Source organism: Streptomyces sp. NPDC057616, assembly GCF_042800575.1.
In the GTDB taxonomy this organism is placed as follows: Bacteria; Actinomycetota; Actinomycetes; order Streptomycetales; family Streptomycetaceae; genus Streptomyces.
The window spans coordinates 9,070-25,793 of sequence record NZ_JBHVGU010000071.1 but is presented as its reverse complement, the minus strand read 5'-3'; the positions used below and the strand labels follow the sequence as shown (position 1 = coordinate 25,793).

Sequence of the window (16,724 nt, the reverse complement as noted above, 5' to 3'; positions counted from 1 at the left end):
CGGGGGGGGGGGGATGGGTTGGGGCTGAGAGGGAGGAAACGAGAAAGCGGGGGGGGGGAGGGCTAGAAAGGAGGACAGGAGCCCCCCCGCTGCCAGTTGACGCGGCCTTGGCGTCGGGTGCCGTCAGACCTCCACGACCACCGGAAGGATCATCGGCCTGCGGCGATACGTGTCGGAGACCCACTTGCCGAGCGTGCGGCGGATGAGCTGCTGCAGCTGGTGCGGCTCCACCACGCCGTCCTGGGCGGAGCGTTCGAGGACCTCGGTGATCTTCGGGATCACCGCGCCGAAGGCCGAGTCCTCGATTCCCGATCCGCGGGCCTGGACGTGCGGGCCGCCCGTGATCTTGCCCGTGGACGAGTCGACGACCACGAAGACCGAGATGATGCCCTCGTCGCCGAGGATCTTGCGGTCCTTCAGGGCCGGTTCGCCGACGTCACCGACGGAGAGACCGTCGACGTAGACGTAGCCCGCCTGGACCTTGCCCGAGATCTTCGCCTTGCCCTCGACGAGGTCGACGACCACGCCGTCCTCGGCGATGACGATGCGGTCGTGCGGGACGCCGGTGAGGGCGCCCAGTTCGGCGTTGGCCCGCAGGTGGCGCCATTCGCCGTGGACCGGCATCAGGTTCTTCGGCCGACAGATGTTGTAGAAGTACAGGAGCTCGCCGGCCGAGGCGTGGCCCGAGACGTGGACCTTGGCGTTGCCCTTGTGGACGACGTGCGCGCCCCAGCGGGTCAGGCCGTTGATCACGCGGTAGACCGCGTTCTCGTTACCGGGGATGAGCGACGAGGCCAGGATGACCGTGTCGCCGTCGACGATGCGGATCTGGTGGTCGCGGTTGGCCATCCGGGACAGGGCCGCCATCGGCTCGCCCTGGGAACCCGTGCAGACCAGGACCACCTCGTGGTCGGGGAGGTCGTCGAGCGTCTTGACGTCGACCACCAGGCCCGGCGGGACCTTCAGATAGCCCAGGTCCCGGGCGATGCCCATGTTGCGGACCATAGAGCGGCCGACGAAGGCGACCCGGCGGCCGTACTCGTGGGCCGCGTCGAGGATCTGCTGGATGCGGTGGACGTGGCTGGCGAAGCTCGCCACGATGATCCGCTTGCGGGCGCCCGCGAAGACCTGGCGCAGGACGCTGGAGATGTCGCGCTCGGGCGGGACGAAGCCGGGGACCTCCGCGTTCGTCGAGTCGGCGAGGAGCAGGTCGATGCCCTCCTCGCTCAGCCGCGCGAACGCGTGCAGATCCGTGAGGCGGTGGTCCAGCGGGAGCTGGTCCATCTTGAAGTCGCCGGTGTGCACGGCCATTCCGGCCGGCGTGCGGATGGCGACGGCGAGGGCGTCGGGGATCGAGTGGTTGACCGCGATGAACTCGCAGTCGAACGGACCGACGCGCTCGCGGTGCCCCTCGGCCACCTCGAGGGTGTAGGGGCGGATGCGGTGCTCCTGGAGCTTGGCCTCGATGAGCGCGAGGGTCAGCTTGGAGCCGATCAGCGGGATGTCGGGCTTCTCGCGGAGGAGGTAGGGGACGCCTCCGATGTGGTCCTCGTGGCCGTGCGTGAGGACGATGCCGTCGATGTCGTCGAGGCGGTCCCTGATGGACGAGAAGTCCGGCAGGATCAGGTCGATGCCGGGCTGCTCCTCCTCGGGGAAGAGCACGCCGCAGTCGACGATGAGAAGGCGGCCGCCGTACTCGAAGACCGTCATGTTCCGGCCGATTTCACCGAGGCCGCCGAGTGGGGTGACCCGCAGGCCGCCTTCGGGGAGCGGCGGCGGCGAGCCGAGTTCAGGATGCGGATGACTCAAAAGACTCTCCTCACCACACGCGCCACGTACCGGTGGGCACGTGGCGCGCGTGACGTTCGTGCATGAGCAGTTGTCGTTGTGGGGTGCAGGCACCGGTGGCCTGCTTATTCAGTTGTGAAGCCTGTGGTGCCAAGTCTGTTGTCAGAGCTGTACCCCGCCGGCGGCAAGATCGATCTTGAGCTGCGCGATCTCTTCGGGCGTGCACTCGACCATCGGTGCGCGCAGCGGGCCTGCGGGCAGGCCCTGGAGGGCGAGGGCGGCCTTGGTCGTCATGACGCCCTGGGTGCGGAACATGCCCGTGTAGACCGGGAGCAGCTTCTGGTGGATCTCGGTGGCCTTCTGCACGTCGCCGGAGACGAAGGCGTCGACGAGGGCGCGCAGGTCGGGCGTGACGACGTGGCCGACGACCGAGACGAAGCCGACGGCGCCCACGGAGAGCAGCGGCAGGTTCAGCATGTCGTCGCCGGAGTACCAGGCGAGGCCGGAGCGGGCGATGGCCCAGCTGGAGCGGCCCAGGTCGCCCTTGGCGTCCTTGTTGGCGACGACGCGCGGGTGCTCGGCCAGGCGGACGAGCGTCTCCGTGTTGATCGGGACGCCGCTGCGGCCGGGGATGTCGTAGAGCATGACCGGCAGTTCGGTGGCGTCGGCCACGGCCTTGAAGTGCCGGTACAGGCCCTCCTGCGGGGGCTTGTTGTAGTACGGCGTGACGACGAGCAGGCCGTGTGCGCCGACCCTCTCGGCGGCCCTGGCCAGCTCGATGCTGTGGTGCGTGTCGTTCGTGCCGACGCCGGCCACCACGTGGGCCCGGTCGCCGACGGCCTCGAGGATCGCCCGTACGAGATCCGCTTTCTCCGCGTCGCTGGTGGTCGGGGACTCACCGGTGGTGCCGTTGATGATCAGGCCGTCGTTGCCTGCGTCCACCAGGTGGGTGGCGAGCCGCTGTGCGCCGTCGAGGTCAAGTGCGCCGTCCGCCGTGAAGGGCGTGACCATGGCGGTGAGGACCCTCCCGAAGGGGGTCTGCGGAGTCGAGGTCGGAGCCATGGGTAACACGCTACTCGCTGCTCCGTGTGCGGTCTGCCCTAGGGGTGCGGGATAAGTCAGGACAAATGCGGAGCCCGGTACTGCCTGCTCGGGGGTTCAAGCAGTACCGGGTCCGTTTGATCAGGCTAGATGAACTTCTCCAAAAGCCGCAATACGGACACTTCGCCGGACTGGCCCGTACGTCTGCGCCCCGTCGGGGAGATGGGATTCGCTACGGCGCCACACGGCCGTTCGCGTTGAAGGCGGCGTACGTGAGCGGCATCAGCTTGGCCCACTCGGCCTCCATCTTCTCGCCCACCATCTCGATCTCGCGCTGCGGGAAGGAGGGGACCTTCGCCAGCTCGTGCTGGGTGCGCAGGCCGAGGAAGTGCATCAGCGAGCGGGCGTTGCACGTGGCGTACATCGAGGAGAACAGGCCCACCGGCAGGACGGCGCGGGCGACCTCGCGGGCGACACCCTCCGCGAGGAGCTTCTGGTAGGCCGTGTACGCCTGCTCGTACGACTCCGTCAGCACACTGGTGACCGCAGCGTGTTGCGCCGGAGTGCCTTCGACGAAGACGTACTTCCCCGGCCGGCCTTCCTGCACGAGCTTGCGCGACTCGCCGGGGACGTAGAAGACCGACTCGAGCTCCCGGTAGCGGCCCGACTCCTCGTTGTACGACCAGCCCACGCGGTGCCGCATGAACTCACGGAAGACGAAGATGGGGGCGCTGATGAAGAACGTCATCGAGTTGTGCTCGAACGGGCTGCCGTGCCGGTCGCGCATCAAGTAGTTGATCAATCCCTTGGACCGCTCGGGGTCCTTCTGAAGCTCCTCCAAGGACTGCTCGCCCAGGGTCGAGACGCGGGCAGCGAAGAGGACGTCGGCGTCCGATGCGCTGGATTTCACCAGCTCAACGGTGACATCACTGCGCATGAACGGCTTGGGGGCATCGCCGGAGGTCACGGGAGTCCTTCCATCACGTCTTGGGTTCGCGCCCACTGTACGGGGCAGCCCGCGACCACCGGGGCAGCACCTGGAGTCTGTGACTTGTCGGGAATACGGCACCTTTTGGGGCTCTCGTGCGTCTGTGTAGGTGACAGTCATCAGTTCGATCCCCGAGGGGAGAAGTGCCGTCCATGTTCCGTCGTCGTGAGCCTGTCCCGTTCGCCTTCGTCGCCGAGGCCGACCGGTTTCGCGGCAATGTCGCCCCGCCGCCCCGTGAGCGGGCCTCGTTCGGTCAGCTGGCCGGGCGGTCGCTGCTGGGGCTGACCATCCTCGCCGGGCTCGTGGGCTCGCTGGTCCTCGGTATGCCGGCGCTGTCCACCGACACGCACACACCGGCCCAGCAGTCCCAGGCCTCCCAGGGGCGCTGACTCCTTCGGACCCCCAAGGCTGGTGAGCTGGGACACCGCCGGATAACCTCACCGGGCACAGCCCACGTATGGAACGAGTGAGGACCAGCCGTGCCCCTGCCCTTCCTGACGGCCGACCGCGCTTTCGACGCAGCCGACGATCTCGCGCTGCCGTATCACGACCGTGACCGCTGGCAGCGCCCCTACCGGCCCGGCCCGTGGCGCGTGGGTGCCGCGGCGCTGTGGCTGCTGCTCGCGTCGTTCGTGCTGTTCGCCGCCGTCATCATCGCGTTCACGGGGTCGGCCGCCGAGGCCGCCGTGGTCTTCGGCATCGCGCTGGCCGTCATCGTGGGCGCGCTGAGGCTGCTGCGCGTGGGCGCCTGGGTGAGCACGCGCGGGCTGCGCCATGTGGGCTTCTTCGCCACGCGGACGACGCCCTGGGCCGAGGTCGTCGCCGTGCGCACGGTGCAGCAGCCGGTGCGCTGGCTCGGCCTGCCGCGCACGGTGCAGGGGCAGGCGCTGATCCTGGTCCGCCGGGGCCGCGCGGAGCAGGAGGCACCGGTGCTGATGACCACGCACAACGGCGACTTCCTGGCGCGGCACGGGTCGTTCGACCGGGCGGCCGACATGATCGAGGCGTGGGCGGCGGAGAACGGGCGGCACTGACCCGGCACGCACACCACTCACGGCGAAGGGGCCGGCCCGCGGCAGTGCGGGCCGGCCCCTTCGGCGTACGGGAGGCGGGCGGCTAGGCGCCGATCGGCCTGCCGTCGTGCAGCGCGATCGCCCGCTGCATCGCCTTGCGGGCGCGCGGGGTGTCGCGGGCGTCGTGGTAGGCGACCGCGAGCCGGAACCAGCTGCGCCAGTCGTCGGGCGCCGACTCCGTCTCGGCCTTGCGCTTGGCGAAGACCTCGTCGGCGGAGTCGCGGTCGATCCGGCCGGAGGGCGTGCGCTGGAGCTCGTCGACGGGCAGGCCGCCCTCGGCGTCGAGCTCGGCGGCCAGGGCGTTGGCCCGGCGGACGAACTGGGTGTTCTTCCACAGGAACCACAGGCCGATCACCGGCAGGATCAGGACCGCCACACCGAAGGTGACCGTGATGGCCGTGCCGGACTGGATGAGCATGACGCCGCGGCTGCCGACCAGGACGAAGTAGAAGACCAGGACGGCGGCCGTGATGACGTAGGAGATCTTCGCGCGCATGACGGTCGGTCGCTCAGCCCAGGTCCAGGAAGTGTTCCAGGCCGAAGGTCAGGCCCGGGGTCGTCACCACGCGGCGGGCGCCGAGCAGGATGCCCGGCATGAAGCTGCTGTGGTGCAGGGAGTCGTGGCGGACGGTCAGCGTCTCCCCCTCCCCGCCGAGCAGGACCTCCTGGTGGGCGAGGAGCCCGCGCAGGCGCACGGCGTGCACCGGGACGCCGTCGACGTTCGCGCCGCGCGCGCCGTCGAGCGCCGTCTCGGTGGCGTCCGGCGCGGGCGCCGAGCCGGCCTTCCGGCGGGCCTCGGCGATCAGCTGGGCGGTGCGCGTGGCGGTGCCGGAGGGGGCGTCCACCTTCTTCGGGTGGTGCAGCTCGACGACCTCGACGGACTCGAAGTACGGCGCGGCGATCTGCGCGAACTTCATCGTCAGGACTGCGCCGATCGAGAAGTTGGGCGCGATCAGCACACCGGTGCGCGGGGAGGCGCCAAGCCAGCCGTTCAGCTGCGCGAGGCGCTCGTCGGTCCAGCCCGTCGTACCGACGACCGCGTGGATGCCGTGGCCCACGCAGTACTCGAGGTTGGCCATCACCGAGTCGGGGGTGGTCAGCTCGACCGCGACCTGGGCGCCGGTCTCCGCGAGGGTCTCCAGTTTGTCGCCCCGGCCGAGGGCGGCCACCAGCTCCATGTCCTCGGCCGCCTCGACGGCCCGCACCGCCTCGGAGCCGATGCGGCCCTTCGCGCCGAGGACCGCCACGCGCAGCTTGCTCATGTCTCTTGCTTCCTTACGGGAGTTGTCGACGACGGATGTCAGGCGACGGCGTCGTGCAGACGGGACGCCTGCTTGTCCTTGAGCGGGCCGATGACCGACAGGGAGGGCCGCTGCCCCAGGATGTCGCGGGCGACCGCGCGGACGTCGTCGGGGGTGACCGACGCTATCCGGGTCAGCATGTCGTCGACGGACATCTGCTCGCCCCAGCACAGTTCGCTCTTGCCGATACGGTTCATCAGCGCGCCCGTGTCCTCGAGACCCAGGACCGTGGAACCGCGGAGCTGGCCGATGGCGCGGCCGATCTCCTCGTCGGTCAGACCGTGCTCGGCGACGTGGTCGAGCTCGTCGCGGCAGATCTTCAGCACGTCGTGGACCTGCGAGGGCCGGCAGCCGGCGTAGACGCCGAACAGGCCGCAGTCGGCGAAGCCGGAGGTGTACGAGTACACGCTGTAGGCCAGGCCGCGCTTCTCGCGGACCTCCTGGAACAGGCGGGAGGACATGCCGCCGCCGAGGGCGGTGTTCAGCACGCCGAGGGCCCAGCGGCGGTCGTCCGTGCGGGCCAGGCCGGGCATGCCGAGGACGACGTGCGCCTGTTCGGTCTTGCGGCCGAGCAGTTCCACGCGGCCCGAGGTGCGGATCGCGCGCCGGCCGTCGCGCGGGGCGACGGGGGTGGCCCCGGGGTCGCCCAGGGCGCCCGCCTTCTCGAAGGCGGCACGGACCTGCCGTACGACCTTGGCGTGGTCGATGTTGCCCGCGGCGGCCACGACCAGGTGGGTCGGGTCGTAGTGCTTGCGGTAGAAGCGGCGGATGCGGTCCGCGGTGAGGGCGTTGACCGTGTCGACCGTGCCGAGGACCGGGCGGCCGAGGGCGTTGTCGCCGAACATCGTGTGCGCGAACAGGTCGTGCACGCAGTCGCCCGGGTCGTCCTCGGTCATGGCGATCTCTTCGAGGATCGCGCCCCGCTCGACGTTGACGTCCTCTTCGAGGATGAGCGAGCCCGTCAGCATGTCGCAGACGACGTCTATGGCGAGGGGCAGGTCGGTGTCGAGCACGCGCGCGTAGTAGCACGTGTACTCCTTCGCCGTGAACGCGTTCATCTCGCCGCCCACCGCGTCCACGGCGGCGGAGATGTCCAGCGCGGACCTGCGCCCGGTGCCCTTGAAGAGCAGGTGCTCCAGGTAGTGCGTGGCGCCGTTCAGCGCGGGGGTCTCGTCGCGGGAGCCGACGTGCGCCCAGATGCCGAAGGTCGCGGAGCGGACCGAGGGCAGGGTCTCGGTGACGATGCGCAGGCCGCCCGGGAGGGTGGTCTTGCGGACCGTGCCGATGCCGTTCTCCCCCTTGATGAGGGTTTGGGTACGGGCGACGGCCCGCGCCTCCGAGGAGGTGCGGGCCGTCGCCTTGAAGCCACGGGACGTCACTTGTCGCCGTCGTCCTTCTTCTCGTCGCCTTCTTCGCCCTCGATGACCGGGATCAGGGAGAGCTTGCCGCGGGAGTCGATCTCGGCGATCTCGACCTGGACCTTCTGGCCCACACCGAGGACGTCCTCGACGTTCTCCACGCGCTTGCCGCCGGCGAGCTTGCGGATCTGCGAGATGTGCAGCAGACCGTCCTTGCCCGGGAGCAGCGACACGAACGCACCGAAGGTGGTCGTCTTCACGACCGTGCCCAGGTAGCGCTCGCCGACCTCCGGCATGGTCGGGTTGGCGATGCCGTTGATCGTCGTACGGGCGGCCTCGGCGGCCGGGCCGTCGGCGGCACCGATGTAGATGGTGCCGTCGTCCTCGATCGTGATCTCGGCGCCGGTGTCCTCCTGGATCTGGTTGATCATCTTGCCCTTGGGGCCGATGACCTCACCGATCTTGTCGACCGGGATCTTGACCGTGATGATCCGCGGCGCGTTCGGGGACATCTCGTCCGGCGTGTCGATCGCTTCCATCATCACGTCGAGGATGTGGAGGCGGGCGTCACGGGCCTGCTTGAGGGCGGCGGCCAGGACGGAGGCCGGGATGCCGTCCAGCTTGGTGTCGAGCTGGAGGGCGGTCACGAACTCCTTGGTGCCGGCGACCTTGAAGTCCATGTCGCCGAAGGCGTCCTCCGCACCGAGGATGTCGGTGAGGGTGACGTAGTGCGTCTCGCCCTCGATCTCCTGGGAGATGAGGCCCATCGCGATACCGGCGACCGGGGCCTTCAGCGGCACACCGGCGTTCAGCAGCGACATGGTGGAGGCGCAGACCGAGCCCATGGACGTCGAGCCGTTGGAGCCGAGGGCCTCGGACACCTGACGGATCGCGTACGGGAACTCCTCGCGCGTGGGCAGCACCGGCACGAGCGCGCGCTCGGCGAGGGCGCCGTGGCCGATCTCGCGGCGCTTCGGGGAACCGACGCGGCCGGTCTCACCGGTGGAGTACGGCGGGAAGTTGTAGTTGTGCATGTAGCGCTTGCGGGTGACCGGCGACAGGGTGTCCAGCTGCTGCTCCATGCGGAGCATGTTGAGGGTGGTGACGCCCAGGATCTGGGTCTCGCCACGCTCGAACAGCGCGGAACCGTGCACGCGCGGGATGGCCTCGACCTCGGCGGCCAGCGTGCGGATGTCGGTGACACCGCGGCCGTCGATGCGCTTCTTCTCCTTGATGACGCGCTCACGGACCAGGGACTTGGTCAGCGAGCGGTACGCGGCGGAGATCTCCTTCTCGCGGCCCTCGAACTCCGGCAGGAGCTTCTCGGCGGCCAGGCCCTTGACGCGGTCCAGCTCGGCCTCGCGCTCCTGCTTGCCGGCGATGGTGAGCGCCTGCGCGAGCTCGGGCTTGACGGCGGCGGTCAGCGCCTCCAGGACGTCGTCCTGGTAGTCGAGGTAGATCGGGAACTCGCCGGTGGGCTTGGCGGCCTTGGCGGCGAGGTCCGACTGGGCCTTGCAGAGCACCTTGATGAAGGGCTTCGCGGCCTCGAGACCGGCGGCGACGACCTCCTCGGTGGGCGCCTCGGCACCGCCCTTGACGAGCTGGATGGTCTTGTCGGTGGCCTCGGCCTCGACCATCATGATCGCGACGTCGCCGTCCTCCAGGACGCGGCCGGCGACCACCATGTCGAAGACGGCGTCCTCGAGCTCGGTGTGCGTCGGGAACGCGACCCACTGGCCGTTGATCAGCGCGACACGGGTGCCGCCGATCGGGCCGGAGAAGGGCAGACCGGCCAGTTGCGTCGACGCGGACGCGGCGTTGATCGCCACGACGTCGTACAGGTGGTCGGGGTTGAGGGCCATGATCGTCTCGACGACCTGGATCTCGTTGCGCAGGCCCTTCTTGAAGGACGGGCGCAGCGGGCGGTCGATCAGACGGCAGGTGAGGATCGCGTCCTCGGAGGGGCGGCCCTCACGGCGGAAGAAGCTGCCGGGGATCTTGCCGGCGGCGTACATCCGCTCCTCGACGTCCACCGTCAGCGGGAAGAAGTCGAGCTGGTCCTTGGGGTTCTTGGAGGCGGTGGTGGCCGACAGCACCATGGTGTCGTCGTCCAGGTACGCCACGGCGGAGCCGGCGGCCTGCTTGGCCAGGCGGCCCGTCTCGAAGCGGATGGTGCGGGTGCCGAAGGAGCCGTTGTCGATGACGGCCTCGGCGTAGTGGGTCTCGTTCTCCACTAGCGTTTTCTCCTCGTCTTCGTCCCTCCTCGCCCGTGTGGCGGGGGGACGGTTGCGGAGAAGCGCTCCGTCTGGTGCGGGCCGGTCTTCGATCGAAGCACCCGGGGTTCGCATTCTCCGGGGGCCACTACCGAGGACCGGCGGCGGCGAGGCAGCGCTTCTCCTCGTTTCCTCTCGTGATGTTTGCCCCTGTGGGCACGGCACATCACGCTGTGTCGTACGTATTGCGTTGTGCTACCACACTACAAAGCGGGAGTGACACTCCGCACGTTTCCGTACGTACGGCAAAGGGAGCGGTCCCCACACTCTCGGGAACCGCTCCCTTCACGGCGTCTTACTTGGCGCCCGCCGCACCGCGGCGGATGCCCAGGCGGTCGACCAGCGTACGGAAGCGCTGGATGTCCTTCTTCGCCAGGTACTGCAGCAGGCGACGGCGCTGACCGACCAGGATGAGCAGACCACGGCGGGAGTGGTGGTCGTGCTTGTGGGTCTTGAGGTGCTCGGTCAGGTCCGAGATCCGGCGCGAGAGCATGGCGACCTGGACCTCGGGGGAGCCGGTGTCGCCCTCCTTCTGGCCGAACTCGGCGATGATCTGCTTCTTCGTGGCGGCGTCGAGCGACACGCGTACTCCTCGTGGTCTTCTGATGGCCTTCGAGTGCCCCCGGTCTTTGTCTCGGGGGAGCTTCCGTTACTCGGAAGGCGGGGATCCGCTGGGCGCGGCCTCCAGGGCCTGCAGTTTCCTGCGGTGGCTCCGGGGGTGCGTACACAAACGGCCGTCAGCCAGGGTACCAGGGAGTCGGGGGCGCTCCGGCCCCGGCTGCGCGAAGGCGGGGGAAACCGGGAGAAAGACGGAAGCGGGCACCGACGCCCCCACTAGTGTGAGCGCACAGATCGTTCGCGTACGCCGGGAACGCGTACGCAGGGAAGGGGTCGCTGCGCATGGCCGAGACGGAAGAGCAGATCAAGGCGCGCAAGGAGCGGGAGCGGGACGAGCTGTACGCCCTGGACATCTCCGGCGTGACCTGGCAGAGCGCGCCCGGCACGGAGGAGCACGAGGAGCGGGTCGAGATCGCCTACCTTCCCGACGGCGCCGTGGCCATGCGCTCCTCGCTCGACCCGGGCACGGTGCTGCGCTACACGGAGGCCGAGTGGCGCGCCTTCGTCCTGGGCGCGCGGGACGGCGAGTTCGACCTGGAGTCCGCGCCGCGAAACGGCAGCCGGGCGGCCGACGCGTAGGTCCGTCGCGGGACGGGCTGGAACGGGACCGGGTGGGACCGGGTGAGGTCCCGTCCCGCCGCGGTGCTCGTCCCGTCGGCCGTCACTTCGCCGCGTTGCTCTCGATGCCGAGGACCAGGTACACCCATCGGGGCTGCCCCTTGGCCGGGCCGTCGGCCTTCTTGACGCCGAAGAAGAGGCGTCCGTCCTCGACGACGGTGTCGTTGTACTCCGTCATCGTCATCAGCTCGGCCTCCTGGGGCAGCTCGTAGTAGAAGTACGGCGTCTCCCTGCCCGTCCGCGGGTCCAGGGCGACCAGCGCCGAGGGCGAGATGTGGTCGTCGGTCTGGCGCAGGGCGAGGAGCCGGCCGCCGCTCATCCGCACCGGATACAGCAGCGAGCCCGCGCCGGAGTCGAACTTCTTGGTGGTGTTCCCGGTCGCCAGGTCGAAGCCGATGATCCAGTTGGAGTTGGCCTTGTCACCCGACTCCTTGCTGCGCAGGAAGACCTGGCCGTCGCCGACCGCGACGGTCGGGCAGTCGTCGGTGGCGAGGTAGTCGTCGTAGGAGCACTCGCCCACGTACGTGCCGCTCTGGAGGCGGATCGTGGCGCGGTTCCTGCCCCGGTCGTCGAGGGAGAGCATCTCGGAGATGCCGATCTGGCCCGCCTGGACGGCGAGGACGGCCGGCTGCGCGGACGGGATGTTCAGGTCCCGGATGCCCTTCGCGGCGGAGTAGGTCCACAGCACCCTGCCGGTCCTCGGGTCCACCTTGCGCGCCTTGTAGGTGACGGCGTCCGTCGAGTCGGCGGGCGCGTCGTCGTGCCAGCACTCCTGGCGCACGAGCAGCGCGCCGCCGCCCGCGGCGCCCATGTCCTGGCAGGAACCGGTGGACGTCGTGCGCCACAGCCGCCGGCCGGTGTCCATGCTGTAGCCGTCGGTGCCGCCGCCCCAGGTGACGGCGACCGTGCCGTGGGTCAGGGTCACGCTCGGGGTGTCCTGGTCGTCGCCGCCCGTCGCGAGGCCCTGGGCGTCCCCGAACTTGGAGTAGGGGAAGTCGGTCTCCCAGATCTCGCGGCCGTCGTCGAGGTCGAAGAAGGCGACGTGGTTGCAGTAGGCGCCGCCGCGGTCGTTGGCGCGGAAGAGGACGGCGGTGCGGTTCTCGCCGGTGACATGGCGGGTGTAGCCGCAGATCGGGCCGTCCAGCGGGAGCTTCCACTTCTCGTCGCCCGGGGAGGCGTCGGTGCCGACGGGCAGGCCGATGACGGTCTTGTTGATGCCCTTGGCGAGGATCTCGCCGGTCGCCCACATGCCGGGCATCTCGTAGTGCTCGCCCGGGCTCATGTCGTCCACCGAGAAGCGGAAGGCCATCTTTCCGGTGGTGCTCGCGGGCCGGCGTTCGACGGTCTCGCGTACGTCGAGCCGGCCCTGGCCGGCGGTGGCCGGCTTGTCCGTCTTCGTGCCGCCGCCACCGCCCCACAGGAGCCACCCGCCCGTGCCCACCGCCGCGACGAGGACGAGGACGAGCGGCAGCAACAGCCACGTGCGGCGGCGCCTTCGCTCCTGCGTGCCCGCGTTCAGTGCGGACTGGGTGTACATCGAGGGGGGCGGGCCGAAGCTCACGCTGGGGTCCTTTTCCTGTGCGGCGGTCATGGAGGATTCCGCGAAGTGGCCGCGGAAGCGCCCCCACTATGCCGTTCGGTGTGATCACGTACGCGGGCGGGTGAGGTTCGCGGGCGTCAGGAAGCTTGTGCGGTACGGCAGTTCGGGGGGATCGCGTGTGACCGCTTCCCTTCACGTTGTGCGCGGGGAGTTCACGAACAAAGCCCGATTTGTTCACCAATACGTAGGCTGCGTAGGCCACTTCTGCGCTGGTTGTGACGCAGCGGTCAGTCGCTCATGGGTGGGCGGGCCTGCCGGGATGACGCTTGTGGTGATTAGGCTGGGAGAGTGCGCGTCGCCGGAACCACGGACCAGGCGGCGACGGCTCAGGGGGAAAGCCGGTGGAATCGGACGACCTCAGAACGACACAGGACGACAAGCAAGGGTCGCCCCAGCACGGCATGAGGGTGCTCGAGCACACCAGGAGGAATTGTGAGCAGCGATCGGGACGGGATCCGCGGGGGCTGGGCCACACCCGGCGATGACCAGCCCGACGCGGAGTCCGCCGTCGAGACGACGGGCGAGTTCACCATCGACTACGCGCCGCCCGCCTGGTACACGCAGAACGCGTCCGAGGGCGCGGGCGGTGGCGCCGGCAGCGGCGGTGACGCCGCGTCCGGGGGCGCGTCGTCCGGCGGTACGGCGCCGACGGCGGGCGGTGCGTCCGGTCCCGGTGCCGGGCAGCCCGGGGCCGCGCCGGGGACTCCGCCCGCCGCGGGGTCTCCCTCCGACTTCTCGCTCTCCTCGCTGCCGGGGCTGACCCCGCCGGCGCACTCGATGCCGCGGCCGGGCGCGTCCGACGGTCCGAGCTCGGCGCCGGCGCCCGGAGCGCCGTTCACGCCGCCTCCGCCTCCTCCCGCGCCTGCGCCCGGGGCACCCTTCACGCCTCCGGCGCCGGCGCCTGGGGCGCCCTTCACTCCGCCTGCGCCTGCACCCGGGCCTGGCGCGCCCTTCACTCCTCCTGCGCCCTCTGCGCCGCCCACTCCGCCCGCGCCTCCCGCGGCGCCGAGCGGTGGGCCCGGTGCGGTGCCCAAGCTTCCGGTGGGGAGCGGGTTCGAGCCTCAGCCGTCGTCCGGGGAGGCCGCGGGTTCCGCTCCCGAGGAGGAGCCCGGGAGCGGTGATCTGGAGAGCGGCGCCACCATGCGCTTCTCCTCCGTCGCGCTGAAGCGGGAGATCGCGGAGCGCGCGGCCGCCGCCGAGGCCCAGGCCAAGCTGTGGCAGCCGGGCGGGGGCGACGTGGCGAACACGGTTCCCGAAGAGCCGGAGGCCGACGAGGTCGCGGGCGAGGGCGCGGACTCGGCTGAGGACGCGTCCACGGATGGGACTGCGGACTTGTCCACGGCTGCGACCGCGGCTGCGGACGCGTCTACGGCTGCGGCTGCGGCTGCGGAGACCGACTCCGAGGGTGACGCCGTCGCTGCCGACGAAGACGACGAAGGCGGTGCCGAGTCCGGCGCGTCCGGCTCCGCCGACGTGGCCGAACTCCCGGAATCCGTCGACGAGTCGGCGGACGGCGAGGACGACTCCCCCGAGGACGTCGAGGAGCCCGCGGCTGTCGCGTCCGAGGACGACGGTTCGGAGGAGGACGACGCAGCTCCGGCGGAGGCCGAGGCTGACCAGGCGAACCAGACGGACCGGGCGAACCAGACTGACCAGACGGCCGAGGCGGAGACCGAGGCCCCGTCCGAGCCCGCCGGCGTGGTGGTCGAGGACGCGGTGCCCGAGCGCCCCGAGCCCTCCGACGCCGTACCCGCCGACGCCGTGTCCGAGAATGCGGTCTCCGGGAACTCCGCTTCCGAGGACAGCGCACCGCAGGACGCCGCTTCGCAGGCCGACGAGCCCCAGGACGCGACTCCTCAGGCCGAGGCACCACAGGCCGAGGAACCTCAGGACGCCGTTCCCGGCGCGGCCGACGCCCCGCAGGACGCGCCGCCCGCCTGGACTCCCCCACCGGCCCCGCAGGGCGGGCTGCCGCCGTTGCCGCCCTCGTACCAGCCCGCCGCGCCCGCTCCGGCCGCGCACTGGCCCGCGCAGACGCAGCAGCCCCCGCAGCCCGCTCCCCCGGCGCCCGCGGCGCAGCAGCCCTCGGCCGCCGCGCCGGGTCAGCCGCCCGTACCGCCGCAGCAGCAGCAGCCGGCGCAACAGCCCCCGCAGCAGCCGCACTTCCAGCCGCAGGCCCCGCAGCCGGCGCCCGCGGCGTGGAACCAGCCGCCCGCTCCCGCGCCCAACCCGCAGGGCGGCTACGGCTTCCCGCAGCCCGGCGACGCCCCGGCCCCGCCGCCGAACGCACCCGGCGGTTACGGCTTCCCGAACCCGGGCGCCCCGGCACCCGCGGCCCCGCCGGCCCCCAACACCCCGGCGCAGCAAGGTGGTTACGGCTTCCCGCAGCCCCCGGCACCGCAGCCGCAGCCGCAGCCGCAGCCCGGCGTGCCCCCGCAGCAGCAGCCGCACCCTCCGGCACCGGCACCGGCACCGGCACCGCAGCCGCCCGCCCCCAACACCCCCGGTGGTTACGGCTTCCCGCAGCCCCCGGCCCAGCCCGGTGCCGCCCCGCAGACGCACCCCCAGCCGAACCAGCAGGCGCCCCAGGCACCGCAGACGCCGCAGGCCCCCGTCGACCCGCGGGCCGGGGCCGCGTGGCCGCAGCCCGTGCAGCACGACCAGCGGCAGGTGACCAACCCCGGTGCCGCGCCCCTGGGTTACACCGCCGCCGTGGAGCTGTCCTCGGACCGGCTGATCAACAAGAAGCAGAAGGCGAAGAGCGGGCGGCCCGCGGCCGCGCCGAGCCGGTTCAAGCTCGGCGGGAAGAAGGAGGAGGCCGAGCGGAACCGCAAGCTCGAGCTGATCCGGACGCCCGTGCTGTCCTGCTACCGGATCGCCGTCATCAGCCTCAAGGGCGGTGTGGGCAAGACCACGACCACCACCGCGCTCGGCTCGACGCTCGCCACCGAGCGCCAGGACAAGATCCTCGCGATCGACGCCAACCCCGACGCCGGCACGCTCGGCCGCCGGGTGCGCCGCGAGACCGGGGCCACCATCCGTGACCTCGTCCAGGCGATCCCGTACCTCAACTCGTACATGGACATCCGGCGGTTCACCTCGCAGGCGCCGTCCGGGCTCGAGATCATCGCCAACGACGTCGACCCGGCCGTCTCCACGACGTTCAACGACGAGGACTACCGGCGCGCGATCGACGTGCTCGGCAGGCAGTACCCTGTCATCCTCACGGACTCCGGCACCGGTCTGCTCTACAGCGCCATGCGCGGTGTGCTCGACCTCGCCGACCAGCTCATCATCATCTCGACGCCGTCCGTGGACGGTGCGAGCAGCGCCAGTACGACGCTGGACTGGCTGTCCGCGCACGGATACGCCGACCTGGTGTCGAGGTCCCTCACCGTCATCTCCGGTGTCCGCGAGACCGGCAAGATGATCAAGGTGGAGGACATCGTCAGCCACTTCGAGACGCGCTGCCGCGGTGTCGTGGTCGTGCCCTTCGACGAGCACCTCGCCGCGGGCGCCGAGGTCGACCTCGACATGATGCGGCCCAAGGTGCGGGAGGCGTACTTCAACCTCGCCGCGATGGTCGCCGAGGACTTCGTACGGCATCAGCAGATGCACGGCCTGTGGACGAACGACGGCAACCCGCCGCCGGTCGCCGCCCCGCCGATGCCGGGCCAGCCGTACGCCCCCGGTCAGCCGGTTCCCGGCCAGCACGTTCCCGGGCAGCAGGTCCCGGGCCGGCCCGGGCAGCCGTACCCGCAGGCGCCCCAGCCGCCGCAGCCCGGACAGCAGCCGTACCCGCAGCCGGGCCAGCAGCCCTACCCGCAGCCGGGCCAGCCCTACGCCCAGCCGGGACAGCCTCCGGTCCAGCAGCCGCCCGCGCAGCCCGGGCAGCCGTACCCGCCGCAGCCGGGAGCACCCGAGCAGCCCGGGTACGGCTACCCGCAGGCTCCTCCCCCGCCGCCGCAGCAGTAGCCCGTGAACGACGAAGGGGCGGGGGGGGGGGAAAGAAAAGGGAGAACATTCCTCTCCATCAGAAAGAACAATCGAAAGCAGACACCAACTT

At 70.8% G+C, this 16,724-nt stretch carries 13 protein-coding genes; 4 read left to right on the top strand and 9 right to left on the bottom strand.

From position 1 onward, the window contains the following. Window positions 1-123: 123 nt before the first annotated feature. From ACFU97_RS44745 to thyX, 3 genes are all read right to left on the bottom strand, one after another. Window positions 124-1,809 carry a ribonuclease J gene (locus tag ACFU97_RS44745; protein WP_384268735.1) on the bottom strand — a complete coding sequence of 562 codons (1,686 nt, stop codon included), beginning with the start codon at window positions 1,807-1,809 and terminating at the stop codon, window positions 124-126. 141 nt (window positions 1,810-1,950) lie between these two features. Continuing rightward, complete coding sequence (gene dapA / locus ACFU97_RS44740) at window positions 1,951-2,850, bottom strand: 4-hydroxy-tetrahydrodipicolinate synthase (protein ID WP_384268732.1); 900 nt, start codon at window positions 2,848-2,850, stop codon at window positions 1,951-1,953. 211 nt (window positions 2,851-3,061) lie between these two features. Continuing rightward, window positions 3,062-3,766 carry an FAD-dependent thymidylate synthase gene (thyX, locus tag ACFU97_RS44735; protein ID WP_384268736.1) on the bottom strand — a complete coding sequence of 235 codons (705 nt, stop codon included), beginning with the start codon at window positions 3,764-3,766 and terminating at the stop codon, window positions 3,062-3,064. A 203-nt stretch (window positions 3,767-3,969) separates the two neighbouring features. Between thyX and ACFU97_RS44730 the strand changes: the two genes are divergently transcribed. Together ACFU97_RS44730 and ACFU97_RS44725 are read left to right on the top strand one after the other, a co-directional pair. Then, window positions 3,970-4,206, top strand: a complete 237-nt coding sequence (locus ACFU97_RS44730) for a hypothetical protein (RefSeq protein ID WP_384268731.1) — start codon at window positions 3,970-3,972, stop codon at window positions 4,204-4,206. A 90-nt stretch (window positions 4,207-4,296) separates the two neighbouring features. Next, window positions 4,297-4,851, top strand: coding sequence for a hypothetical protein (locus ACFU97_RS44725; protein ID WP_384268729.1), 555 nt, complete (start codon window positions 4,297-4,299; stop codon window positions 4,849-4,851). 82 nt (window positions 4,852-4,933) lie between these two features. Here ACFU97_RS44725 and ACFU97_RS44720 read toward each other — a convergent pair whose 3' ends face one another. The 5 genes from ACFU97_RS44720 to rpsO all read right to left on the bottom strand — a co-directional run bounded on the left by ACFU97_RS44720 (window position 4,934) and on the right by rpsO (window position 10,405). Beyond that, window positions 4,934-5,386 carry a hypothetical protein gene (locus tag ACFU97_RS44720; protein WP_384268727.1) on the bottom strand — a complete coding sequence of 151 codons (453 nt, stop codon included), beginning with the start codon at window positions 5,384-5,386 and terminating at the stop codon, window positions 4,934-4,936. A 13-nt stretch (window positions 5,387-5,399) separates the two neighbouring features. Next, entirely contained in the window at window positions 5,400-6,152 is a 753-nt protein-coding gene (dapB, locus tag ACFU97_RS44715; protein ID WP_384268724.1) for a 4-hydroxy-tetrahydrodipicolinate reductase, read from the bottom strand. Between the two features lie 38 nt (window positions 6,153-6,190). Beyond that, window positions 6,191-7,570, bottom strand: coding sequence for a M16 family metallopeptidase (locus tag ACFU97_RS44710; RefSeq protein WP_384268723.1), 1,380 nt, complete (start codon window positions 7,568-7,570; stop codon window positions 6,191-6,193). After that, a complete protein-coding gene (locus ACFU97_RS44705) occupies window positions 7,567-9,783 on the bottom strand; it encodes a polyribonucleotide nucleotidyltransferase (protein WP_384268720.1) in 2,217 nt (738 codons plus the stop codon). The genes ACFU97_RS44710 and ACFU97_RS44705 overlap by 4 nt, the downstream gene beginning before the upstream one ends. Before the next feature lie 334 nt (window positions 9,784-10,117). Continuing rightward, window positions 10,118-10,405, bottom strand: a complete 288-nt coding sequence (gene rpsO, locus ACFU97_RS44700) for a 30S ribosomal protein S15 (RefSeq protein ID WP_016432306.1) — start codon at window positions 10,403-10,405, stop codon at window positions 10,118-10,120. 317 nt (window positions 10,406-10,722) lie between these two features. On the opposite strand from rpsO, the gene ACFU97_RS44695 reads away from it, so the two are divergent. Next, on the top strand, window positions 10,723-11,019 hold the full coding sequence (locus tag ACFU97_RS44695; protein ID WP_384268719.1) for a DUF397 domain-containing protein: 297 nt from the start codon (window positions 10,723-10,725) through the stop codon (window positions 11,017-11,019). A gap of 82 nt (window positions 11,020-11,101) precedes the next feature. Here the strand turns inward: ACFU97_RS44695 and ACFU97_RS44690 are convergent, their stop codons facing one another. Next, complete coding sequence (locus ACFU97_RS44690; protein ID WP_384268717.1) at window positions 11,102-12,649, bottom strand: PQQ-binding-like beta-propeller repeat protein; 1,548 nt, start codon at window positions 12,647-12,649, stop codon at window positions 11,102-11,104. Window positions 12,650-13,090: 441 nt separating this feature from the next. Here ACFU97_RS44690 and ACFU97_RS44685 point away from each other — a divergent pair, with 441 nt between their 5' ends. Next, a complete protein-coding gene (locus ACFU97_RS44685) occupies window positions 13,091-16,633 on the top strand; it encodes an SCO5717 family growth-regulating ATPase (RefSeq protein WP_384268715.1) in 3,543 nt (1,180 codons plus the stop codon). The last annotated feature ends 91 nt before the right edge of the window (window positions 16,634-16,724 follow it).